The sequence below is a fragment of the Bradyrhizobium sp. AZCC 1721 genome, assembly GCF_036924715.1.
Classification (GTDB): Bacteria; Pseudomonadota; Alphaproteobacteria; order Rhizobiales; family Xanthobacteraceae; genus Bradyrhizobium.
This window is the reverse complement of the sequence record NZ_JAZHSB010000001.1, coordinates 3,964,676-3,987,886: the sequence shown is the minus strand read 5'-3', so window position 1 is coordinate 3,987,886 and position 23,211 is coordinate 3,964,676. Positions and strand designations below refer to the sequence as shown.

Here is a 23,211-nt window from a genome sequence, read left to right as displayed (position 1 = left end):
ATGACCCTGTCCGAACTCTGCATCCGCCGGCCGGTCATGACGACGCTGATCACGGCGTCGATCATCGCGTTCGGGATCTTCGGCTTTCGCTTATTGCCGGTCTCGGCGCTGCCGCGGGTCGACTTCCCGACTATCGCCGTGACCGCAACCCTGCCGGGCGCGAGCGCGGACACCATGGCGTCCTCGGTTGCGGGCGTCATCGAGCGCCAGCTCTCGACGATCGCCGGCATCTCGTCGATGTCGTCGAACTCGTCGCAGGGCACCAGCACCATCACCATCCAGTTCGACCTCAACCGCAACATTGATGCCGCCGCGCTGGACGTACAGACCGCGCTGACGATCGCGCAGCGCCGGTTGCCGCGCGAGATGATCATTCCGCCGAGTTTCCGCAAAGTGAATCCGGCCGATTTCCCGGTGCTGTTCGTGGTGCTCGGCTCGTCGACGCTGCCGCTGTCGGCGGTCAACGAGTATGGCGAGATCACGATCGGCCAAACCCTGTCGCAGATTCCAGGCGTCGCCCAGGTCAGCGTCTACGGTGCCCAGAAATTCGCCATCCGCGTTCAGGCCGATCCGGAGGCCGCCGCGGCGCGCGGGCTGTCGCTCGAGGACATTCGCAATGCAGTTTCGGCCGCCAATTCCTCGACCCCGGTCGGTACGCTGAACGGACCGAAGCAGGACGTAGCCCTGCAGGCCTCGGGCCAGATGGATAAGGCGATGGACTATCGCCAGATCGTGGTGGCCTGGCGCAACGGCTCCCCGGTCAAGCTCGACGAGGTGGCGCGGATCTACGACAGCGTCGAGAACGAGCGGATCGCGAGCTGGCTGAACGGCGACCGTTCCATCGTGCTCGGCATCCAGAAGCAGCCGGACGCCAACACGGTGGCGGTGGTCGACTCCATCCTGGCCAAACTGCCGGTGCTGCGGGCGCAGATTCCGCCATCGGTCTCGATCAACGTGCTGATGGACCGTTCGATCTCGATCCGCCAGGCGGTGGCCGACGTCGAGGAAACGCTTTTGATCGCGATCGGGCTGGTGATCCTGGTGATCTTCCTGTTCCTGCGCTCGGCGTCCGCGACCTTCATTCCGGCGCTGGCGGTGCCGATTTCGCTGTTCGGCACCTGCGCGGTGATGTACGCGCTCGACTATTCCATCAACAACATGACGCTGCTGGCGATGACGCTGTCGGTCGGCTTCGTGGTCGACGACGCCATCGTCATGCTGGAAAACATCGTCCGCCACATCGAGCACGGCATGCGGCCGTTCGAGGCGGCGCTGAAGGGCGCCCGCGAGATCGGCTTTACCATCATTTCGATCACCTTTTCGCTGATCGCGGTGTTCATTCCGGTGCTCCTGATGGGCGGCATCGTCGGCCGCGTGTTCCGCGAATTTGCGGTGACGGTATCGGTCGCCATCCTGGTGTCCGGATTCGTGTCGCTGACGCTGACCCCGATGCTGTGCGCGCGCGTGCTGCGGGCGCATGACGCGACCAAGCGGCCGAACATCGTGCTTCGCATCTTCGAGAGGATGTTCGAATCCTGGCTGCGCGCCTATGAATGGACGCTCGACTGGGTGCTGGCCCGCAAATTCATGATGCTGATGGTGACGCTGGCGACGCTTGGCGGCACCGTCTACCTCTACATGATCGTGCCCAAGGGCTTCTTCCCGCAGGAGGACACCGGCTTCCTGATCGGCGTGACCGAAGCCGCCACCGATACTTCCTTCGATGCGATGAAGGAGCGGCAGCAGGCGCTGGTCGACGTGCTGAGATCCGATCCGGCGATCGACTACATCAACTCCACCGTCGGCTCGGGCGGCCCCAATCCGACGGCGAATTATGGACGCCTGTTCATCGCCCTGAAGCCGAAAAAGGAGCGCGACAACCTCAACACGATCATCGGGCGGCTGCGCGGCAAGGCGCGGCAGGTTCCGGGCATGCAGGCGTTCTTCCAGCCGATCCAGAACCTCAACATCGGCGGCCGGATCTCGAAGAGCCAGTATCAGTATGTGATGCAGAGCGGCGACACCGACTCGCTGTACCGGCTTGCGCCGGAAATGCGCGAGAAGATCGAGAAGCTGCCGGGCCTGCTCGACGTCACCACCGACCTCTACATCAAGAACCCGCAGATGACGGTCGATATCGACCGCGAAAAGGCTGCCGTCTACGGCGTCACCGTCGATCAGGTTCGCAACCAGCTCTACAACGCCTATGGCTCGCGTCAGATCGGCACCATCTACATGCCGTCGAACGACTACCAGATCATCCTGGAGGTGCAGCCGCAGTTCAGGATCGATCCGTCCGATCTCTCCAAGCTCTACATGAAGACCCAGAACAACCAGACCATCCCGCTGTCGGCGGTGGCAAAACTGGTTCCGACCGTCGGTCCGCTGCAGATCAACCACCAGGCGCAGCAGCCGGCGGTGACGATCTCCTTCAACCTCGCGCCGGGCTATTCGCTGGGCTACGCGGTCGACGAGATTACCAAGCTGGAGCAGGCTTCGAATCTGCCGGCGACGATCGCCACCGGATTCTCAGGCACCGCGCAGGTGTTCCAGGATTCGCTGCGCGGGCAGGGCGTCCTGATCCTCGCCGCAGTGTTCGCCGCCTTCGTCATCCTCGGCATTCTCTACGAGAGCTTCATCCATCCGATCACCATCATCTCCGGCCTGCCGTCGGCCGGTATCGGCGCGATCCTGACCCTGATGATGTTCGGGATGGAAATGTCCGTGATTGCGATGATCGGCATCGTGATGCTGGTCGGCATCGTCAAGAAGAACGCCATCATGATGGTCGACTTCGCGCTGGAGCGTCGCCGCGTCGGCTTAAGCGCCGAGCACGCGATCCGGGAAGCGGCGCTCTTGCGTTTCCGTCCGATTATGATGACGACGTTCGCCGCGATCTTCGGCACGCTGCCGATCGCGCTTGGCGCCGGTGCCGGCGCCGAGCTGCGCCAGCCGCTCGGCGTCGCCGTGGTCGGCGGACTCTGCCTGTCGCAACTGCTGACGCTGTACATCACGCCCGTGATCTACATTTATCTCGACCGCATCGATCGCCGCCTGCGGCGCAAGCTCGAACCGCAACTGCAGGAAGCGGGCGAGGGCGAGCGGCCGCACGTGGTCGCCGCCGAATGACGACGTTCGGGCGGGCATCGCGATTCATCGCCTTGCTGGTCGCGCTCGCATGGGCGGCGGGCACGATCGATTGCGCCAACGCCGACGAGCCGATCGAAATCTTCGACGCCCATCTGCACTACAATTGGGAGCCAAAACCGCATTTTGGCGTCGACGAGGTGCTGGCGCTGTTCAAAAGGCACCGCGTCACCGGCATCCTCGCGACCAGCCGTCCGAACGCCGGCACGCATGCGCTCATGGATGCCAAGCCGCAGGGTCTTTGGATCGTGCCGTTCATCCGGCCCTATCGGGTGCGCGCCGACATTCAGACCTGGTTCGGCGACCCCTTCATCTTCGACCTCGTGCAGGACGAGTTCAAACTCGGCTATTACCGCGGCATCGGCGAGTTCCACATTTCGGGCAAGGCGGCCGATACCGAGTGGGTGAAGAAGACCGTCGATTTCGCGGTCGAGCACGACCTCTATCTGCACGCCCACGCCGATGACGTGGCCGTCGAAATCCTGATGCGCCACAATCCGCGCGCCCGCATCATCTGGGCCCATACCGGTTTCGGTCTCTCGACCGACCGCGTCGCGGAGATGCTGTCGAAATATCCGAAGCTGTGGGGCGAGTTGTCCTACCGCGGCGGCATCACCAACGGCAGCGGCAAGCTGACGGCGGAATGGCGCGCGCTGTTCGAGCGCTTCCCGGACCGCTTTCTGCTCGGCTCCGACACCTGGATCAACGAGCGCTGGGAGAGCTACGGCGAGATCATCGCCGGATATCGGGCGTGGCTTGCGCAGTTGCCGCCGAAGATCGCGGCGCAAATTGCCAATGGGAATGCGCGGGCGTTATTCGGCTCGGAGCGGTGAGGACGTTAAAGAGTTACGTTGCCTTACCTGTCTGCATCCAGAATATCGATCACCGGGCAATCGGGACTCGTTCCGTCACTGCATTGCGCAATTGTTTCCGCCAAAACGGACTCGAGCTTAACGAGGTCCGCAAGTTTGCTGCGAACGTTGTTCAGATGAGTGCTTGCGATCTTGTGTACGTCGGCACAGGAGGCCCGCGCTGGACCGCCCAGGGCGAGCAAGGCCCGGATCTCCTCTAGCGTGAACCCGAGTTCGCGAGAACGACGGATGAAACCCAATGCCCGTTTTTCGGCTGGTCCGTAAACCCGCCGGCCGCTCGTCGTTCGGGGTGGTGTCGGCAGCATCTTGATCCGCTCGTAGTAGCGGATGGTCTCAATGTTCACGCCGCTAAGCCGGGACAGCTCGCCGATCGAAAGAGTTTCGGCTCGCGAAGTCGTGATGGTGAGCATGATATTGTCCTTGATCCTGTAGTGACTACAGGATGCACGCTTTAGCCCATGAAATTCAACGAAGTTGATCACTTTGACGATCGCCGACGGCGGCAAAGTCTGGTTGCCGCGGGCGGCCTGCTTGGGGCGCTGGCGGCGTCCTCCTGCTGTATCCTGCCGCTGGTCCTGTTCGGTCTTGGCGTCAGCGGTGCATGGATTGGGAATTTCACCCGGATCGCCCCCTATCAGCCTTTCTTCATCGCTGCGACGCTCATGCTCCTCGGATACGGCTATTGGCTGGTTTACCGATCTTCAACGCGCGCCTGCGCCGATTTGGAAGCGTGCGCGCGCCCGGTTTCGGATCGCATCGTCAAAACGACGCTTATCCTGGCGACGATCCTCGTCGCCGCCGCGATTGGCCTCGACCTCATCGCGCGACTGTTTCTCAATTCGTGACCGGAGAACTGCCATGCATAAGGTTTTCGCCCGCACAGCATTTGCAATCGGCATCATCGCTTCGCCAGCAGCATTGGCCGAAGACAGAACGATCACCCTGGCCGTGGTCAACATGGACTGCGCGTCATGCCCTTCCATCGTCAAGAGCAGCTTGCAAGCCGTTCCCGGCGTCGCCAAGGTTGCCGTGTCCTTCAGGGACAAGACGGCAACGATCGTCTATGACGATGCCAAAACCGATGTGAGCCGGTTGATGTCGGCGACGACCAACGCCGGCTATCCGTCAGCGCCGAAGAGCTGATGCCATGATGCTGGAATCGACGATCACATGTCCGCACTGCGCCGTTTCAAAAATGGAGAGGATGCCCACCGATGCCTGTCAGTTTTTCTATGAATGCACGGGCTGCGGCACGAAGCTGAAGCCGAAAGCGGGCGATTGTTGCGTGTTCTGTTCCTACGGGTCGATACCGTGTCCACCTGTTCAGGCCCAGCGAATCGGCGAGTCGGACGGCGCGGCGTGTTGCTCGTAGTTGCTGATAACACATCAACGACTGACATCACGCGCGGCCCGCGCGGCGGCGGGCGCGCGATCTGACAGCTTTTCCTCAATCCGCGAACTGCCCCGCCGCCTTGATGATCGGCGCCCAGCGATCGACCTCGCTGATCAGTTTTGTCTTCAGCGCCTCAGGCGTCGCTTCGCTTTGCGGGACAGGTTCCGTGTTGATGTCGTTGAACCGCTTCACCAAATCCGGATCGCGCAACGCCTCTTGCAGCGTCTTGGAGAGTTTTTGGACGATCTCGTCGGGCGTACCCTTCGGCGCGTAGATGCCGTGCCATGCGCCGACTTCAAAGCCTTTCAGGCCCGCTTCGTCGGCGGCAGGCAGATCGGGCATGGACGCGAGCCGTGTCTTCGTCGTGATGGCGTAAGCCTTGACCATCTTCGACGCGATCGGGCTCGTGGTGTTGGTGGTCTGGTCGCAGGAGAGGTCGATCTGCTTGGCGATCAGATCGTTCATGACGGGCGCATTGCCCTTGTAGGGCACGGTCAGGATTTCCTTGCCGACCGCAGTCATGAACAGCATGCCGCAGAGGTGCGACGCGGCGCCGAGGCCGGCATTGCCGAACGTCATCTTGTCGCCGTTGGCCTTGATGTAGGTAACGAGTTCGGCGAGTGTGTTCGGCGGCAAATCGGGCCGGCCGATGATCGTCATCGGCGCATTGGTGACAAGGCCGATCGGCGCGAATGCCGTCTTGGTGTCGTAAGGCAGCTTGCGATACAGCGTGGCGGCTGTGGAGATGCCGATATGGTGGATCAGGAGCGTGTAGCCGTCCGCCTCCGCGCGTGAGGCGCGCGTGGCCGCGATGGTGCCGCCGGCGCCGGTCGCGTTCTCGATGACGATGGTCTGGCCCAGGAGTTTTGACATCGATTGCGCCGTCACCCGCGCGACCGTGTCGGTGGCGCCGCCGGCGGCGAACGGGACCAGCAACGTAATAGGCCTGTTGGGATAGTTCTGCGCCAAAGCGGTCGAACTGAGCATCGTAAGCGCTGCGGTGATGACGGCTGTTTTCCTCATACGTGCCTCCCGGAGAATTTGTTTTGTTTGGCTTTGAACGCAGGCCTCTTGCCGCACGACCGGTTTGCCGTGCGGGCCTCACACATTGGAGCTATGGATCGCCTCCACAACGGCCGCGGTGACATCCTTGGTCGTCGCTGTGCCGCCGACATCGGGCGTCGTGATGCCGGCGCCCGTGACCTTTTCCACGGCACGCATCAGCCGCGCCGAGGCTTCGGCCTCGCCGAGATGGTCGAGCATCTGCGATGCCGTCCAGAAACTCGCAACCGGGTTGGCAATGCCCTTTCCGGTGATGTCGAACGCCGAGCCGTGGATCGGTTCGAACATTGAGGGAAAGCGCCGCTCCGGATCGATGTTCGCCGTCGGCGCTACGCCGAGGCTGCCGGCGAGCGCACCGGCGAGATCGGACAGGATATCGGCGTGAAGGTTGGTCGCGACGATGGTGTCAAGGCTCTGCGGCTTCAGCGTCATCCGCACCGTCATCGCATCGACCAGCATCTTGTCCCAGATGACGTCAGGAAACTCTTTCGAGACCTGCTCGGCGATCTCGTCCCACATCACCATGCCATGCCGCTGCGCATTCGATTTTGTCACAACCGTGAGCAGTTTTCGCGGCCGCGATTGCGCCAGGCGGAATGCGTAGCGCATGATGCGCTGGACCCCGACGCGGGTGAAGACGGCGACTTCCGTGCCGACTTCTTCCGGCAGGCCGCGATGCACCCGTCCGCCGCAGCCGGCATATTCGCCTTCGGAGTTTTCACGCACGATCACCCAGTCTAGGTCGCCCGCCTCGGCATGGCGAAGCGGCGAGGTGATGCCGGGCAGGATCCGGGTCGGCCGCACGTTGGCGTATTGGTCAAAGCCCTGGCAGATCGGCAGGCGCAGGCCCCACAGCGTGATGTGATCGGGCACGTCGGGCGCGCCGACCGCGCCGAAATAGATCGCGTCGAATTTTTTCAGCGTAGCGAGGCCGTCGGCCGGCATCATCACGCCGTGCTGGCGATAATAGGCCGAGCCCCAATCGAAGGTTTCGACGTTGAATTTCACGTCGCCGAGCCGCCTCGCGAGGTTTTCGAGCGCAGTGACGCCGGCGGCGATAACTTCCGGGCCGATGCCATCGGCCGGAATGGCGGCGATTGAATATTCACGCATCGAACTCTCCTTGGAAACGATCTCCGCTCGTAGACCAGTCATTGCGAGGAGCGAAGCGACGAAGCAAGCCATCGCTCCACGTGCGGAGCTATGGATTGCTTCGCTGCGCTCGCAATGACAGGGGCACCCTGCGGGCCTTGCTCGGAGCATCCTGTGGCGGCCGCCGCCGATGGACAACCGGCTCGCGTTTATACAAAAAATTGATATAATCCTGGTGGGGAGGAGCGATGGACCTTCATCACTTGCGTTGCTTCGTGGCTGCCGCCGAGGAACTGCATTTTGGCCGGGCAGCGCAGCGGCTCGACATGCTGCCGTCGGCGCTCGGCCGTTTCATCCGCCTGCTTGAAGAGGATCTCGGCACGCGGCTGATGACGCGCACGACGCGAAGCGTCGCGCTGACAGATGATGGCGCCGAACTGCTCAAGGAGGCGCGGGCGCTGTTGACGCAGGCCGATGCGCTTGCAGGGCGGTTTCGCACCGGCGGCCGCAAGCGCGCCGCGATCATTCGCGTCGGCGCCATCGACAGCGCCGCCGCCGGGCTGTTGCCGCGGCTGTTGCACGATTTCCGCGGGCGGCGGCCTGACGTCACCGTGCAACTGGTCGAGGACAAGACCGTGCGCCTGCTGCCGCGGCTGTTGTCCGGCCGGCTCGATCTCGCCTTCGTGCGCCCGCCGGAGCGGCCCGACAAGCGTCTGGAGTTTCTGTTTCTGCTGCACGAGACGGCCGTCGTCGCGGTCGCCGATCGGCATCCGCTGTCACAGCGCAAGCGCGTGACCATCGCCGATCTCGAGCGCGAGCCGTTGATCGTGCCCGAACGACGCTCGCGTCCGCACAGCCACGACCTCACCATGAAACTGTTCGCCGAGGCGGGCTGTGAGGCGCGCGTGTCGCAAATCGCTGACGAGAAGCAGACCATCGTCAACCTGGTTTCCACCGGCCTTGGCGTCGCAATCGTCCCGCGCTGGACATCGCGCATGGCGACGCGCGGCGTCCGCTTCATCCGCCTTGCCGCCTCCGACATGAACAAGCTGCCGCTAGCGGCTGCCTGGACGCGGGGCACGCGCGATCCGGTCAGGGATGACGTTCTCGAAATGCTAAAAGCCGATTTGCCGCGCTACGCGCGCGAGGCGTAGAGCGCTTGTTTGTTGTAGGATGGGTAGAGCGACGATCTACACCACCCGTCGTCCCGAGCGTAGCGAGCGCGATCCGGGACCCATACGCCGCGGCGGATATTATCCGGGGAGGGTGGTCGCCGGCTGTGCTTCAACGATTGGCGGCGGTGGTTATGGGTCCCTGCGTTCGCAGGGACGACAAGTGGAGACGCCTTCGCGTCCCTTCTCAAACCGAAAAGCTCGTCCCGCAGCCGCACGACGCCGTGGCATTCGGATTGACCACGCGGAACGACGCGCCGATCAGGTCGTCGACGAAATCGACTTCGGATCCGGCGAGGAACGGCACCGAGGCTGGATCGACCAGCACCACCGCGCCCTCACGCGCGATCACGAGGTCGTCCTCGGCCTTGGCGCGGTCGACGTCGAACTTGTACTGGAAGCCAGAGCAGCCGCCGCCCTCGACGGAGATGCGCAGCATGGCGCCGTCGCCTTCATTCCTGAGGATTTCCCCGATGCGGCGGGCGGCCCGCTCGCTGACGGTGATGGCAGTGGTCATTGCATGGTCTCCGGCCCCGTCATACCCAATTCATTTGGTATGGCGCGTTAGACATAGTTAAGTGCGCAATCTCGCGGAATCAAATGGATAAGGACTAAAAAACCGTGTCGGTCGGAATGGCTGCCCCCCGCGCGCTTTATGGCTGCGACCCTGACCGGAGCCGCGGCCGGCTGTTTCCGGAGCCGCCGAGCCGGACCCGCAGCCCGTTCCGGCGCGATTGCGACCGGGTGATCCATTCCACCGCGTTCCGCCGGCTGAAGCACAAGACACAAGTTTTCGTGTTCCACGAGGGCGACCACTACCGCACCCGGCTGACCCATTCGCTGGAAGTGGCGCAGATCGCCCGCGCGCTGGCCCGCCAGCTCGGCCTCGACGAGGATCTTACCGAAACGCTGGCGCTGGCCCATGACCTCGGCCATCCCCCGTTCGGCCATGCTGGCGAGCGGGCGCTCGACAAATGCCTCAGGGATCACGGCGGCTTCGACCACAACGCGCAGGCGCTGCGGGTCGTGACCTCGCTGGAGCATCGCTATCCTGAGTTCGACGGGCTGAACCTGACCTGGGAATCGCTGGAGGGCATCGTCAAGCACAACGGCCCGCTGACCGAGCGAGACGGGGCCCCGGCCGGGCCTTACCGCGACCGCGGCATCCCGATCGGCATTTCCGACTTCGATCAAAAATTCGATCTCGAGCTGTGGAGCTACGCCTCGCTGGAGGCGCAGGCCGCAGCGTTTGCCGACGACATCGCCTATGATGCCCACGATATCGACGACGGCCTGCGCGCCGGACTGTTTGCTGTCGACGATCTCAAGGTGATGCCGCTGACTGAGGCGATCATCGCCGAAATCGACCGGCATTATCCCAACCTTGACGACGCCAGGCGCGGCGCGGAACTGGTACGCGAGCTAATTTCCTACATGATCATGGCGGTCATGTCGGAGGCGGGCAGGCGCTTGGCAGAAGCGAAACCGCAATCGGCTCATGACGTCCGCCACCATCACCAGCCGCTGATCGCCTTTCCGCCTGACGTCGCCGAGGAGGAGGCCGCCATCAAGGCGTTCCTGAAGCAGCGCATGTACCGCCACAATCGGGTGATGCGGGTGATGGGCGAGGCGGAAGGCATCCTGTTCGACCTGTTCGCGCGCTACCAGAATTCGCCGGGGGACCTGCCGGCCGAATGGGTGGAGGGTACCGAGCGCGTCACGGATGGCGAGCGGGCGCGCCGGATTGGCAATTTCATCGCCGGGATGACCGACCGCTACGCCCTGATGGAGCACCAGCGGCTTTTTGACTCGACCCCGGATTTGCGTTAGGCGGCGGGCATGTCCGATCAGCCAGCCACACAGCATCTGTTCGCCGACGCGCTGGCGCGCGTGCAGGCGATCTGCGCCGCGCTCGCAGCCGAGGGCCAATGGCCCGCCGGCATCGATTTCTCCCGCGTCGTGGTCGAACCGCCGCGCGACGCGAGCCATGGCGACATGGCGACCAACGCCGCGATGGTGCTGGCCAAGGACGCCAAGGCAAAGCCGCGCGAACTCGCCGACAAGATCGCGGAAAAATTGCGCGCCGACGATCTGGTTGCCGCCGTCGAGGTCGCTGGGCCCGGCTTCATCAATCTCACCTTGAAGCCCCAGGTCTGGGCCGACGAATTGCGCACCATGCTGCGCGAAGGCGCGGCCTATGGCAAAAGCGCAGTCGGCGCCGGCGCCAAGGTCAACGTCGAATATGTCTCGGCCAACCCGACCGGGCCGATGCATGTCGGCCATTGCCGCGGCGCGGTGTTCGGCGACGCGCTGTGCGGCCTGCTGGATTTTGCAGGCTACGACGTCACCCGCGAATATTACATCAATGACGCCGGCGCGCAGGTCGACGTGCTCGCGCGCTCGGCCTACCTGCGCTATCTGGAAGCGCTCGGCGAAGTCATCGGCGAGATCCCGGAAGGGCTTTACCCCGGCGACTATCTCGTGCCGGTCGGGCAGGCGCTTGCGGCCGAGCACGGAGACAGGCTGAAGGCGATGGCTGAAGCTGCCTGGCTGCCGATCGTGCGCGCCAAGGCGATCGCCATGATGATGGACATGATCAAGGGCGATCTCGCCGCGCTCAATATCAGGCACGAGGTGTTCTTCTCGGAGCGGTCGCTGATCGAGACCGGCAACAACAAGGTTACCGAGACCATCGATTTCCTGCGCGCCAAGGGCGATATCTACGAGGGCCGCCTGCCGCCGCCGAAGGGCAAGCCGGTCGAGGATTACGAGGACCGGATCCAGACGCTGTTCCGCGCCACCGCCTACGGCGACGATGTCGATCGTCCGTTAATCAAGTCGGATGGCTCTTACACCTACTTCGCTTCCGACATCGCCTATCACAAGAACAAGGTCGATCGCGGCTTCTTCGACATGATCGACGTGTTCGGCGCCGACCATGGCGGTTACATCAAGCGCATGCAGGCGGCGGTGAAGGGCGTCAGCGGCGGCAAGGCGGCGCTCGACGTCAAGGTGGTGCAGCTCGTTCGCCTGCTGCGCGCCGGCGAGCCGGTGCGGATGTCGAAGCGCTCCGGCGATTTCGTCACGCTGCGCGAAGTGGTCGACGAAGTCGGGTCCGATGCGGTGCGGTTCATGATGCTGTTCCGCAAGAACGATGCCGTGCTCGATTTCGATCTCGCCAAGGTGCTCGAGCAATCGAAGGACAATCCGGTTTTCTACGTCCAGTACGGGCACGCCCGCGGCCACTCAATTTTCAAGAATGCCCGCGAGGTGGTTCCAGACCTCCCCGAGGATGACGCGGCCCGGACGGCCTATTTGGGGGATTCCCCGGTGGAGCGGCTGACGGATCCGGCCGAACTTGACCTTTTGAAGCGGCTGGCGCTCTATCCCCGGATAATCGAGGCGGCGGCGGTCGCACATGAACCGCACCGAATCGCTTTTTATCTATATGATTTAGCCAGTGAATTTCACGCGTTGTGGACGAAGGGGCGGGATTTGCCCTATTTACGCTTCATTATAACTAATGATGCAGAGATCACGAGGGCGCGACTGGCTATGGTCCAGGGCGTCGTCTCGGTTCTGGCATCGGGCTTAGCCGTTCTCGGCGTCCACGCTCCGACCGAGATGCGGTAGGCAGGGGCGAAGGCCCTTCACGAATGGGGGTTCGTGGGGGTATCTGGCAGGGGCCACGCTCGTCATGGTTTGTTTGACATGGCGGGTTGGCGCTGTCCCGTAGGGGATGCATCATCACGATGGCTGATCGATATCAGGACCGACATTTTCCCTCCGCCGACCAAGATCGCGGCGAGAGCGATCCGCTTGCCGAGCTCGCAAGGCTGATCGGGCAGAACGACCCGTACGGGGCTGCCGCCAAACCGGCACCGCATCCGCTGCAGTCGCGGGCGAATGTGCGTCCACAGCGGTATGATCCACCGGAAGATCTCGACGCGCCTCCAGCCCCGCCGGCATGGATGCAGCGCGCGCGCCAGGAAACGCGCCAGGAAACCCCGCCGCCGCCACTTCCATCGCCTTTGCCGCAGGATCAGGCTTACGACGACGAGCCGGATTACCAGCCGGCGCCGGTGCATCCCTTGCACCGCTACGCGGCCCAGCATCAGGCGCCCGCGCAGGACTCGCAGGACTATTACGAGGCTCCGCAGCAAGATGCCGACGAGCCGCAGCAGGACCCGTCGCGCTACGACGAAGCGCTGTATGGACGGCTCGAAAATGGCGAGCACGACTATCAGCGCGATCCGGCCTATCCGGACGATCCCTATGCGTATCAGGGCGAATATGAGGAGGAGGAGCCCGCTCCGAAGAAGCGCTCGAGCGGCCTGATGACGGTCGCTGCGGTGCTGGCGTTGGCTGTGGTCGGGACGGGCGCTGCCTTTGGCTATCGCACTTACATCGGTTCGCCCCGCTCGGGCGAGCCGCCGATCATCAGGGCCGACAATAGCCCGACCAAGGTAATGCCGGCACCGTCCGACGTGGGCGCCGCCAAGGCCCCTGACCGCATGCTGCCGGGCGATGGCGGCGAGAAGCTGGTGTCGCGCGAAGAGACGCCGGTCGACGTCAATGCAAGGTCCGGCGCGCCGCGCGTGGTGTTTCCGCCGCTGAATCCGAATAGCAATCCGCCGCCGGTCGCGAGCGTTTCGCCGTCCGGCCCGCCGCCGCAGACCGGCGTGAACGGTACGATGCCAAACAACGAGCCGCGCAGGATCAGGACGCTCGCCGTCAAGGGCGACCCCGCTGACAATGGCGGCATTCCGGCAGGGGCCAGCGCGCCGCCGCCGAGGCCGGCACCGACGACGCGAAGCGCGGCTGCCCCGGCTGCGGCTCCCGTAACACCGCCAGCACGTAATCCGGCTTCAGCCAATGCCAGCGCCAATACGCCGGTGTCAATCGCGCCGCAGGCCGATCCCGCCCCGCCAACCCGAATGGCGGCCACCAATCCGGCCCAGCCGGCTGCCCCGACCGGCGGAGGCTACCTGGTCCAGGTCTCCTCGCAGAAGAACGAGGCCGACGCGCAGGCCTCCTACCGGGCGCTGCAGAGCAAGTTCCCGAGCGTGCTGGGATCGCACTCGTCGCTGGTGAAACGCGTCGATCTCGGCGAGAAGGGCGTCTATTACCGCGCATTCGCCGGCCCGTTCGGCTCGTCCGAAGAGGCAGCACAGGTCTGCAGCAGCCTGAAATCTGCCGGCGGGCAGTGCTTCGTCCAAAGGAATTAACGGCGGTTTCCTTGACCCCGGGGCCGTGAGGGGCCTAATCGGCCCCCATGACAAGCCGCGCATTCATCACGGGCGTATCGGGACTGGAGCTGAGCGCCGCGGAGCGCGAATTCATCCGTGGCGAACGGCCATGGGGCCTGATCCTGTTCAAACGCAATGTCGAGACGCCGGACCAAGTATCTGCGCTTGTTGATGAATTCCGGGGTCTTGTAGGCGAGGCGGATGCGCCGGTCCTGATCGACCAGGAAGGCGGGCGGGTGGCCCGGCTCGGGCCGCCGCATTGGCCGACATATCCGCCCGGCGCCACCTTCGGTGCGCTCTACGACATCGAGCCAACGCTGGGCCTGCAAGCCGCGCGCTTGAGCTCGCGCCTGATCGCGGTCGACCTGATCGACCTCGGCATCACTGTCGATTGCCTGCCGCTGGCGGACGTGCCGGTGGCTGGCGCGGACGCCGTGATCGGCAACCGGGCCTATGGAACCGAGCCGGGCAAGGTCTCAGCGATCGCCCGCGCCGTCACAGAGGGGCTGGAGCAGGGCGGCGTGCTGCCTGTGCTGAAGCACGTTCCCGGCCATGGCCGGGCAAATGCGGATAGCCATTTCCGGCTCCCGATCGTTGATACAGCGCGGGAAGAGCTGGAACGGACTGATTTCGCCGCCTTTCAGCCGCTGGCGGACCTTCCGATGGCCATGACCGCGCATGTTGTGTTTAGCGCGTTAGACCCCGTCCAACCGGCGACGACTTCTGCGACAATCATCCGGCAGGTGATTCGCGGCGTAATTGGGTTCCAGGGTTTGTTGATGAGTGATGACGTGTCGATGAATGCGTTGGCGGGATCGATCTCGGATCGGACCCGCGCCATCGTCAGCGCCGGCTGCGACATAGTTCTGCATTGCAACGGCAAGCTCGACGAAATGCGCGATGTAGCGCGCGAGACGCCGGGACTGGCGGGCGAGGCCTTGAGCCGCGCCACACGGGCGCTGTCCTCGCGAAAGCAGCCTGAGCCGTTTGACCGGCAGGCGGCGCGGGCTGAACTTGAAGCGTTGATGGATCGGGTAGGAACGGCATGACGGCTGAGATTCTATCGTTTGAAACCGGACGGCCCGCCGAAATCACCGAAGGCGAGCCGGCGCTGGTCGTCGACGTCGAGGGCTATGAGGGCCCGCTCGACTTGCTGCTCACGCTGGCGCGGCAGCAGAAGGTCGATCTCGCCAAGATTTCGATCCTGGCGCTGGCAGACCAGTATCTGACCTTCATCGAGGCGGCGCGAAAGATCCGCCTCGAACTCGCCGCCGATTACCTCGTGATGGCCGCCTGGCTTGCGTTCCTGAAATCGCGGCTATTGTTGCCCGAACCGGCCACGCCCGATGGGCCAAGCGCCGAGGAAATGGCCACCGCCCTGGCCAACCGGCTGCGCCGGCTCGAAGCCATCCGCGAAGCCGCCAACCGGTTGATGAACCGGCCGCAGTTCCAGCGCGATATCTTCCCGCGCGGCAATCCGGAAACGATCGCCGAAATCAAGCACCCCAAATTCACGGCGACGCTGTTCGACCTGCTCACCGCCTATGCCACGCAGCGCCAGCAGCGCGTGCTGGCGACGGTGCATTTGGCCAAGCGCACGGTGTGGTCGCTGGCCGAAGCGCGCGCCTCGCTGGAGCGGCTGGTCGGCATGGCCGAGTCCGAGGAGTGGAACTGCCTCGACGATTACCTGCTCAGCTATGTGGTCGATCCCTCGCAGCGGGCGACGGTGTTCGCGTCGAGCTTTGCCGCGGCACTCGAACTGGTGCGCGAAGGCGAGATGGAATTGAACCAGAAAGAGGCGTTCGCGCCGCTGTATTTTCGTAAGCGTCCGCCGCAGGCCGCAATGCCTGCGCCGGATATGACGGTCGAGTAAGTGGAAGGAGACCTAGCCATGGCAAGCCTGGCGGAAAAACGCATGGAAGATGCCGAGGATCATCCCATCGACCAACATACCGATCAGGCCGTGCGGCCCGAGGAATTGCGGCTGCTCGAAGCGTTGCTGTTTGCCTCCGCGGAGCCGATCGATCAGGCGGCGCTTGCCAAGCGCATGCCCGACGGCGTCGACGTCAAGGCGGCGCTGGCGCAGTTGCAGGCGGAGTATGCGCCGCGCGGCGTCAATCTGGTGCGCGTCGCCAACAAATGGACGTTCCGCACCGCGGGCGACCTGTCGTGGCTGATGACGCGCGAAAGCACGGAGACGCGGCGGCTGTCGCGGGCGGCGATCGAGGTGCTCGCGATCATAGCCTATCACCAGCCCGTGACGCGCGCCGAGATCGAGGAGATCCGCGGCGTGATCACGTCAAAGGGAACGCTGGATGTGCTGCTCGAAACCGGCTGGATTCGGCCCCGCGGCCGCCGCAAGACGCCGGGGCGGCCGCTGACGTTCGGCACAACGGAAGCGTTCCTTTCGCAGTTCAGCCTGGAGGCGCTGAGCGACCTGCCGGGCCTGGAAGAGCTGAAGGGGACGGGGCTCCTGGATTCGCGGCTGCCTTCCGGCTTCAGCGTTCCGACGCCTTCGGATGATGTGGCGCTGCGTGAGGACGAGGATCCGCTGGACGCTGGCGACAACTTGGAACTGCTGCTGGCTCCGGCCGCCGAGCCTGAAGGCGGCAGCGAAAGCTAGTTCCGATGGCTCCGCCGATTATCCTCTCAGGCGGGGTTAATAATAGCCATAATACGTAGCCGCGACAGCGATTTGCCGCGGCAGGGGTCCTTGTTTTTGACACCCCGCGGGCCTACCTTCCGCGAAAGCTTGGCCGGAAGCCGGCCGTCTCTTTTGGAGGGTTGCAGGATGGGTTCGCTTAGCATTTGGCACTGGATCGTCGTGATCGCAGTGGTCCTGCTGTTGTTCGGCCGCGGCAAGATTTCTGACCTGATGGGCGATGTCGCAAATGGCATCAAGGCCTTCAAGAAGGGCATGCAGGACGATGAGAAGGCGCCCGAAAAGCCCGCCGAACCGGTGAAGACCATCGATCACAATGCGACGCCGGCGCCGACAGCGCGGACGGATGTCGGCAGCAAGGCTGTCTGAACCAACCAGACATCTTGAACCAGGCACCGGGAAAAGACGCCGGTTGAGAAAAGACGCGGGCGGCTCCAAATCTTTGCTAAAGGGATTGGGGCGCGGACGTCTCGCGTGAGCGGAAGAATTCATGTTCGACATCGGGTGGAGTGAACTGGTCGTCATCGCGGTCGTCGCGCTGATCGCCATCGGCCCGAAAGAGCTTCCCGGTGTGCTGCGCATGGTCGGGCAATGGATGGGCAAGGCGCGCAAGATGGCCGCCGAATTCCAGGGCCAGTTCCAGGAAGCCATGCGCGAGGCCGAAATGGCGGACCTCAAGAAGAGCTTTGATGAGGTCAAGGACGTGGCTACGGGCCTTTCGCCGGCCAACGTCATGACCTCGCTGCAAAAAGACGTCAACGACGCCCTGCAGATTGGGGATATCGACAAGCCTGCCGACAAGCCGGTGGATGCGCAAGTTGCCTCCGCGACCGGCGAGCCCGTCACGCCAACTACCCCAGCGCTGCCCACACCGGAAACCTTCGTCGAGGCCGAGGCGCATGTGGCGGCCTCCGAGCCGCTGGCGATCACGCGTGAAGTTCAGGCCGCGCCGCAGGATATTGCGCCGGCGGCGCCCGACATTCTCAAGGACGCCAAAGCGTCATGACCATCGAAGACATCGAGGCCAGCAAGGCGCCGTTGATGGACCACTTGATCGAGCTGCGCTCGCGGCTGATCAAGGCGCTGCTCGGCTTTGGCATTGCGTTCATCTTCTGCTTCTTCTTCGCCAAGCAGATCTACAACGTGCTGGTCTGGCCGTTCGTCTGGGTGGCGGGCGCCGAAAATTCGAAATTCATCTACACCGCGCTCTTGGAATATTTCCTCACGCAATTGAAGCTCGCGCTGTTCGGCGCCGCCTTCATCTCGTTCCCGATCGTGGCGACGCAGATTTATAAATTCGTGGCGCCCGGCCTCTACAAGCACGAGCGTGGCGCGTTCCTGCCGTACCTGATCGCAACTCCGTTCTTCTTCGTGCTCGGCTCGCTCCTGGTCTATTTCGTGGTGCTGCCGATGCTGGTGCGGTTCTCGCTCGGCATGCAACAGATGGGCGGCGACGAGAGTGCGCAGATTCAGTTGCTGCCCAAGGTCGGCGAATATCTGTCGTTGATGATGTCGCTGATCTTCGCCTTTGGCGTCGCGTTCCAGTTGCCGGTGATCCTGACGCTGCTGGGCCGGATCGGCATCGTCACTTCCCAGATGCTGCGCGAGAAGCGGCGCTATTTCATCGTGATCGCCTTCGTGATTGCCGCCGTGCTGACGCCCCCCGACGTCATCAGCCAGGCCTCGCTCGCGATCCCGCTGATGGCGCTCTACGAGGGTGCGATCGTCGCGGTCCGCATGGTGGAAAAGAAGGCCGCCGCGGCGCGGGCGTCCACGGGGACGCCGCCCGCAAGCCCGCCGCCAGAAGCTAATCCGGCCGAGTAGGGCGCCATTCTCCTCTCCGAGAGCCGTCATTCCCTGCGAAAGCGGGAATCTACCGTGATGTTCGTCAAGAGGTCGATCATGGGCGAGAGTGCGGCATCGTGCTCGCCGGTCAAGGCGACCGCTGCGCGGCGGCGATGCCGGCCTTGACCGGCTGCGCTCGCTGCCGCGTTGGCTTGCCATGATCGAAGGCTCATGCCGCAGGCCTGGCTGCGTGTCTCCAATCTGATCGGTCACGGATCATGGCGTTGAGCGTCACCAGCATTTTGCGCATGACGGCGGTGAGCGCGACCTTGCCCAGGCGATGATTGTCATCGACCAGATGTCGGTAGAAGGCCTTCATGACCGGATTGTGCTGGATCGCGCTGCGGGCGCCGTTGAAGAGCACTTTGCGCACGCTGGAGCGGCCATGACCAATGGACGCATGCCCGTGCTGCTTGCCGCTGTCGCGCGTGTGCGGGGCAAGGCCGCAAAGGGCCGCGATTTTCTTGCCTGACAGATGTCCGAGTTCCGGCAGGTCCGCGATCAATGTTTCCGCGATGGCGGGGCCGACACCGCAGAAGGTTTGCAGCCGCCGGCTGGTCTCGGCATGCGCGGAGCTTGCGATGCGTTCGGCGATGGCCTTGTCGACCGTAGCGAGTGAACGCTCAAGGGCGGCAATGACCGCCCGCAGGCTCTTGCGCACAATGGCGCTGTCTGCCACGTCGCAGCGGCAGGTCTCGGCATGCAGCAGAGCCTGTAACTGCCGGCGCCGCGATGCGAGTTCACGTAAGACCTCATCGGCCTCTGGAACCGACTCGATGTCGCGGCGAGCGAGCTCCTCGGCGGCAAAGTCGGCCAACAATTTGGCGTCGATGCGGTCCGTCTTGGCCTTGATGCCACGCCGCCTGCGATAGGCGACGACTTCGTTCGGGTGCACCTGCTTGAAGGCGACCTTCGCGCGGCGGAGACACCGTCGCAGAAGCCGCTCATAGCCGCCCGTCGGCTCGAACGCGACCAGGCCGATCGAGCCGGCCCCGATCTGCATAAACCAAGCGTCAATCGCTCGCTCACTGTTCGCGATCCGCTTGACCCGACTGTCACCCGCGATCGCAATGTCGATCCACTCCTTGGCAACGTCCACCCCGATCACCATCTTGTCCATGTGGCTGTTCTCCGACAGAATATGCATCTGGTCGGCACGCCGGATTGCAATGCGGGCTCAGGCCCTCTCTACCGTGCGCGTGTCAGACCGTAACGCCGGCGGTCCTAAGATTCCCACGGTCTTGCAGGACCTGACCAGTACTCGAGGGGCCGCCGGCGCCCCATCCAACAGGATGGCGACGCCATCATGCAATCCAGTACGCCGCGGCCTCTCGATTCACGGCCGCTGCTCTGGAATACTGGATCACCCGCTTTCGCTGACGATGACCAGTGTGGTACTGGGATCGCGCCTTTTCGGCACGATTCAGGATTGATCACCCATGCACGACATCAAATCGATCCGCGACAACCCCCAGGCGTTCGACGCCGGACTGAAGCGCCGGGGGCTGGCGCCGTTGTCGGCTTCGCTGCTGGCGATCGACGAGAAGCGCCGGGCAGCGATCCTGGCGTCCGAGCAGGCGCAGGCGCGGCGCAACGCGGCTTCGAAGGAAATCGGCGAGGCGAAGAAGGCCAAGGATGACGCGCGCGCCAACAAGCTGATGGCGGAGGTCGCCGAGCTCAAGACCACAATGCCGGAGCTTGAGCTTGCGGCGAAGACGGCCGACGAGGAACTCGCGAAAGAACTTGCCGCGATTCCGAACCTGCCGCTCGACGACGTGCCCGAAGGCGCAGACGAGCATGGCAATGTGCAGCGCCATGTCTACGGCAAGATCCGCAACTACGCCTTCACGACAAAGCCGCATGACGATCTCGGCGGCGCGCTCGGCTACATGGATTTCGAAGCCGCTGCGAAACTCTCCGGCGCGCGCTTCGTGGTGCTGAAGAAGGGCCTGGCGCGGCTGGAGCGCGCGATTGGGCAGTTCATGCTCGATCTGCACACCAACGAACACGGTTACACTGAGGTCAATCCGCCGCTCTTGGTGCGCAACGACGTGATGTTCGGCACTGGCCAATTGCCGAAATTTGAGGACGACCAGTTCTGGGCCATCAAGGGGGAGCTGCTGGCAGCGCCGGATGAGCGATTGAAAACTGAACGTCTGGGTCTCATCCCCACCGCCGAAGTCTCGCTCACGAATCTCGTCCGCGAATCCATCGTCGACGAAAAAGAACTGCCGATGCGGCTCACCGCGCTGACGCCGTGCTTCCGCGCCGAAGCGGGCGCTGCCGGCCGAGACACCCGCGGCATGATCCGGCAGCATCAATTTACAAAAGTCGAACTGGTTTCGATCGCGACGCCGGAGACCAGCCGTGACGAGCACGAGCGCATGCTGTCCTGCGCCGAGGAAGTGCTGCGCCGGCTCGACCTGCATTACCGGGTGATGACGCTGTGCTCCGGCGACATGGGGTTCTCCGCGCAGAAGACCTACGACATCGAAGTCTGGATGCCCGGGCAGGGCGAGGGCGGCGCTTATCGCGAAATTTCGAGCTGCTCGGTGTGCGGTGACTTCCAGGCGCGGCGCATGGATGCGCGTTCGCGCGGGCCCGACGGCAAGCCGCGTTTCGTGCACACGCTGAACGGATCCGGCACGGCGGTCGGCCGCGCGCTGATCGCGCTGATGGAAACTTATCAGCAGGAAGACGGCTCCATTGCGGTGCCTGCGGTGCTGCAGCCCTATATGGGCGGGCTCAAAACGATCGAGCGGGACAAATAGCGCAAAGCAAAATGGCATTGCATCGCGACATCCTTTGGATCGGGAAGCAATGGGCTGTCACCGGCCACGGGATGCAATTGATCGACCAGCGGCTGATGGGCGCCTTCGATATCGAAGTGGCCCGCCTGTGGGACGACGACCTGATCGAACGCATGCATGCCAAGGAGTGGATGAACGTCGCCGACTTCGACAGGGGGCTGGCGGTTGCGCGGACGCGGCACAAACCGCCGGACGCGAGCGCGCCCTCTCTGCCTGTCGAATCGGAGCAACAGGCATCGCCGGAGCTGCAGATGAAAATCGATGGCGGCGCCAGATTTGCCCGCCCCTGGCGTGTCTGGATGAAGAAAACATGAGGAAATAGGCCGGTTTGCCTCAGCCGCGATAGCCGGATAAGACGACAGCCAAAGGCAAAAGCCTATCTCGACCTGAACCTGAAGGCATTTTGACGGATGCGAATTCTCTGCACCAACGACGACGGCATTCATGCGCCCGGTCTGAAGATCGTCGAGGAGATCGCCCGCGCGCTGTCCGACGACGTCTGGATCGTAGCGCCGGAGCTCGATCAGTCCGGTGTCTCGCATTCACTGTCGCTGAACGATCCCTTGCGCTTACGCGAAATCGGTCCGCGCCATTTCGCGGTGCGGGGCACGCCGACGGATTGCGTGATCATGGGCTCGCGCCATATCCTCGGCGAGAAGATGCCCGATCTCGTGCTGTCCGGCGTCAACAAGGGCCGCAACGTCGCCGAGGACGTCGTCTATTCCGGCACGATCGCGGGCGCGCTCGAGGGCACGATCCTGGGTATCCCATCGTTTGCGTTGAGCCAGGAATTTTCCATCGAGACCCGTCACGCGCCGCTGTGGGACACCGCGCTGAAATTCGGCCCCGGCATCCTGCGTAAAGTGATCGACGCCGGCGTGCCGAAAAATACCGTGATCAACGTCAACTTTCCCGCCTGCACGCCCGATCAGGTCAAGGGTGTTCGGGTGACGCGGCAGGGCAAGCGCAATCTCGGCTTCCTGAAAATCGACAAGCGCCACGACGGCCGCGGCAATCCGTATTACTGGATCGGGTTCGAACGCGCCGCGGCGATGGATGCACCGGCCGATGGCACCGATCTGGCGGCACTCGCGGCGCGCTACGTGTCAGTCACGCCGCTGCGGCTGGATCGTACCGACGAAGCGTTCTCGGAAGAGCTGACGGCGACGTTGAAATAGGCTCGTGCCCCGGACGCAGCGCAGCACCGAAAGCGCGTCCACGCGCGTCTTCGACGCACTATGGTGATGCGCTGCTGAGCCGGGGCCTATGGTGCATGGGAAAGAGTGGGTCCCGGCTCTGCGGAGCAGCGCCATAGCGCGTCGAAGACGCGCGTGAACGCGCTTATGGCCCTGCACCGCGTCCGGGACACGTGATGCGCAACTTCCGTCTAAATCGGCGCGCTCTTCAACGTAGTGGCGATCACCTGGGCCAGCGTTTCCAGTTGGAATGGCTTCTGCAGCGCGGGGCGGTCGCGATATTCCTGCGGCAGGCCGGAGGAGCCGTAGCCAGTCGCAAAGATGAACGGACGGTTGCGCGCTGTGATCAGTTCGGCCACCGGCGTGATCACCTTGCCGTTGACGTTGACGTCGAGAATGGCGAGATCGAATTCGGTGGATTGCACCAGCTTGACCGCTTCACCGATTTCGCCGGCCTCGGCGGCTACGCTGTGGCCCAACTCTTCCAGCATGTCAGCGACCATCATGCGGATCATGACCTCGTCTTCAACGAGGAAAACTGAACAGCCCGCCGGCCGTGTCGCTACCATGATGGATTCCTTGCCCTTCCGAGTGTCGAGGTTCGCAAAAAAAGGACCCGGGTGCAATGTCGGTATGGGCGGGTAGGCGCTGTGTAAAGACTCTTCGCGAAGGATTTTCCGGGCCCCTAACGTCGGGACGCGGTCCCAGTTC

At 63.6% G+C, this 23,211-nt stretch carries 24 protein-coding genes; 18 read left to right on the top strand and 6 right to left on the bottom strand.

What is annotated here, in order from left to right:
- Complete coding sequence (locus V1273_RS19090) at positions 1–3,129, top strand: efflux RND transporter permease subunit (RefSeq protein ID WP_334410553.1); 3,129 nt, start codon at positions 1–3, stop codon at positions 3,127–3,129.
- Entirely contained in the window at positions 3,126–3,980 is an 855-nt protein-coding gene (locus V1273_RS19085) for an amidohydrolase family protein (RefSeq protein WP_334410552.1), read from the top strand. Before V1273_RS19090 ends, V1273_RS19085 begins: the two co-directional genes overlap by 4 nt.
- A 23-nt stretch (positions 3,981–4,003) precedes the next feature.
- Here V1273_RS19085 and V1273_RS19080 read toward each other — a convergent pair whose 3' ends face one another.
- On the bottom strand, positions 4,004–4,429 hold the full coding sequence (locus tag V1273_RS19080; RefSeq protein WP_334410551.1) for a MerR family transcriptional regulator: 426 nt from the start codon (positions 4,427–4,429) through the stop codon (positions 4,004–4,006).
- A 48-nt stretch (positions 4,430–4,477) separates the two neighbouring features.
- On the opposite strand from V1273_RS19080, the gene V1273_RS19075 reads away from it, so the two are divergent.
- The 3 genes from V1273_RS19075 to V1273_RS19065 are packed head-to-tail and all read left to right on the top strand — an operon-like array spanning position 4,478 to position 5,391.
- Positions 4,478–4,864, top strand: a complete 387-nt coding sequence (locus V1273_RS19075; protein WP_334410550.1) for a mercuric transporter MerT family protein — start codon at positions 4,478–4,480, stop codon at positions 4,862–4,864.
- A gap of 13 nt (positions 4,865–4,877) precedes the next feature.
- Positions 4,878–5,162 carry a cation transporter gene (locus V1273_RS19070; RefSeq protein ID WP_334362855.1) on the top strand — a complete coding sequence of 95 codons (285 nt, stop codon included), beginning with the start codon at positions 4,878–4,880 and terminating at the stop codon, positions 5,160–5,162.
- A 4-nt stretch (positions 5,163–5,166) separates the two neighbouring features.
- Positions 5,167–5,391, top strand: a complete 225-nt coding sequence (locus V1273_RS19065) for a GDCCVxC domain-containing (seleno)protein (RefSeq protein ID WP_334410549.1) — start codon at positions 5,167–5,169, stop codon at positions 5,389–5,391.
- A 75-nt stretch (positions 5,392–5,466) separates the two neighbouring features.
- Here V1273_RS19065 and V1273_RS19060 read toward each other — a convergent pair whose 3' ends face one another.
- Complete coding sequence (locus V1273_RS19060; RefSeq protein ID WP_334410547.1) at positions 5,467–6,435, bottom strand: tripartite tricarboxylate transporter substrate binding protein BugD; 969 nt, start codon at positions 6,433–6,435, stop codon at positions 5,467–5,469.
- 78 nt (positions 6,436–6,513) lie between these two features.
- Positions 6,514–7,587: a tartrate dehydrogenase gene (locus V1273_RS19055; protein ID WP_334410545.1), complete on the bottom strand. Its 1,074-nt coding sequence runs from the start codon at positions 7,585–7,587 to the stop codon at positions 6,514–6,516.
- A 227-nt stretch (positions 7,588–7,814) separates the two neighbouring features.
- Between V1273_RS19055 and V1273_RS19050 the strand changes: the two genes are divergently transcribed.
- The gene (locus V1273_RS19050) at positions 7,815–8,720 is read left to right on the top strand and encodes a LysR family transcriptional regulator (RefSeq protein WP_334362851.1); all 906 of its coding nucleotides are present in this window, start codon (positions 7,815–7,817) and stop codon (positions 8,718–8,720) included.
- Between the two features lie 205 nt (positions 8,721–8,925).
- Here the strand turns inward: V1273_RS19050 and erpA are convergent, their stop codons facing one another.
- Positions 8,926–9,255 carry an iron-sulfur cluster insertion protein ErpA gene (gene erpA / locus V1273_RS19045; protein ID WP_028345909.1) on the bottom strand — a complete coding sequence of 110 codons (330 nt, stop codon included), beginning with the start codon at positions 9,253–9,255 and terminating at the stop codon, positions 8,926–8,928.
- Positions 9,256–9,359: 104 nt separating this feature from the next.
- On the opposite strand from erpA, the gene V1273_RS19040 reads away from it, so the two are divergent.
- The 9 genes from V1273_RS19040 to tatC all read left to right on the top strand — a co-directional run bounded on the left by V1273_RS19040 (position 9,360) and on the right by tatC (position 18,473).
- Entirely contained in the window at positions 9,360–10,568 is a 1,209-nt protein-coding gene (locus V1273_RS19040) for a deoxyguanosinetriphosphate triphosphohydrolase (RefSeq protein ID WP_334382116.1), read from the top strand.
- A 9-nt stretch (positions 10,569–10,577) separates the two neighbouring features.
- Positions 10,578–12,371 (top strand): arginine--tRNA ligase, encoded by a 1,794-nt coding sequence (argS, locus tag V1273_RS19035; protein WP_334410544.1) that lies wholly within the window; start codon positions 10,578–10,580, stop codon positions 12,369–12,371.
- Positions 12,372–12,490: 119 nt separating this feature from the next.
- Positions 12,491–13,966 carry an SPOR domain-containing protein gene (locus V1273_RS19030; RefSeq protein WP_334410543.1) on the top strand — a complete coding sequence of 492 codons (1,476 nt, stop codon included), beginning with the start codon at positions 12,491–12,493 and terminating at the stop codon, positions 13,964–13,966.
- A 47-nt stretch (positions 13,967–14,013) separates the two neighbouring features.
- On the top strand, positions 14,014–15,036 hold the full coding sequence (nagZ, locus tag V1273_RS19025; protein WP_334410542.1) for a beta-N-acetylhexosaminidase: 1,023 nt from the start codon (positions 14,014–14,016) through the stop codon (positions 15,034–15,036).
- A complete protein-coding gene (locus V1273_RS19020; protein WP_334362846.1) occupies positions 15,033–15,860 on the top strand; it encodes a segregation and condensation protein A in 828 nt (275 codons plus the stop codon). Before nagZ ends, V1273_RS19020 begins: the two co-directional genes overlap by 4 nt.
- Before the next feature lie 18 nt (positions 15,861–15,878).
- A complete protein-coding gene (gene scpB / locus V1273_RS19015; RefSeq protein ID WP_334410541.1) occupies positions 15,879–16,610 on the top strand; it encodes an SMC-Scp complex subunit ScpB in 732 nt (243 codons plus the stop codon).
- A gap of 168 nt (positions 16,611–16,778) precedes the next feature.
- Positions 16,779–17,018, top strand: coding sequence for a twin-arginine translocase TatA/TatE family subunit (locus tag V1273_RS19010; protein WP_028345916.1), 240 nt, complete (start codon positions 16,779–16,781; stop codon positions 17,016–17,018).
- Between the two features lie 121 nt (positions 17,019–17,139).
- Positions 17,140–17,655, top strand: a complete 516-nt coding sequence (tatB, locus tag V1273_RS19005) for a Sec-independent protein translocase protein TatB (RefSeq protein WP_028345917.1) — start codon at positions 17,140–17,142, stop codon at positions 17,653–17,655.
- Entirely contained in the window at positions 17,652–18,473 is an 822-nt protein-coding gene (gene tatC, locus V1273_RS19000) for a twin-arginine translocase subunit TatC (RefSeq protein WP_213287475.1), read from the top strand. Before tatB ends, tatC begins: the two co-directional genes overlap by 4 nt.
- Before the next feature lie 190 nt (positions 18,474–18,663).
- Here the strand turns inward: tatC and V1273_RS18995 are convergent, their stop codons facing one another.
- Entirely contained in the window at positions 18,664–19,641 is a 978-nt protein-coding gene (locus tag V1273_RS18995; RefSeq protein WP_334408422.1) for an IS110 family transposase, read from the bottom strand.
- A 292-nt stretch (positions 19,642–19,933) separates the two neighbouring features.
- Here V1273_RS18995 and serS point away from each other — a divergent pair, with 292 nt between their 5' ends.
- From serS to surE, 3 genes are all read left to right on the top strand, one after another.
- On the top strand, positions 19,934–21,265 hold the full coding sequence (gene serS / locus V1273_RS18990; RefSeq protein ID WP_334410540.1) for a serine--tRNA ligase: 1,332 nt from the start codon (positions 19,934–19,936) through the stop codon (positions 21,263–21,265).
- A 71-nt stretch (positions 21,266–21,336) separates the two neighbouring features.
- Positions 21,337–21,618 (top strand): hypothetical protein, encoded by a 282-nt coding sequence (locus V1273_RS18985; protein WP_334412239.1) that lies wholly within the window; start codon positions 21,337–21,339, stop codon positions 21,616–21,618.
- A gap of 96 nt (positions 21,619–21,714) precedes the next feature.
- Entirely contained in the window at positions 21,715–22,482 is a 768-nt protein-coding gene (gene surE, locus V1273_RS18980; protein WP_334410539.1) for a 5'/3'-nucleotidase SurE, read from the top strand.
- Positions 22,483–22,691: 209 nt separating this feature from the next.
- Here the strand turns inward: surE and V1273_RS18975 are convergent, their stop codons facing one another.
- Entirely contained in the window at positions 22,692–23,069 is a 378-nt protein-coding gene (locus V1273_RS18975) for a response regulator (protein WP_334410538.1), read from the bottom strand.
- Positions 23,070–23,211: the final 142 nt, after the last annotated feature.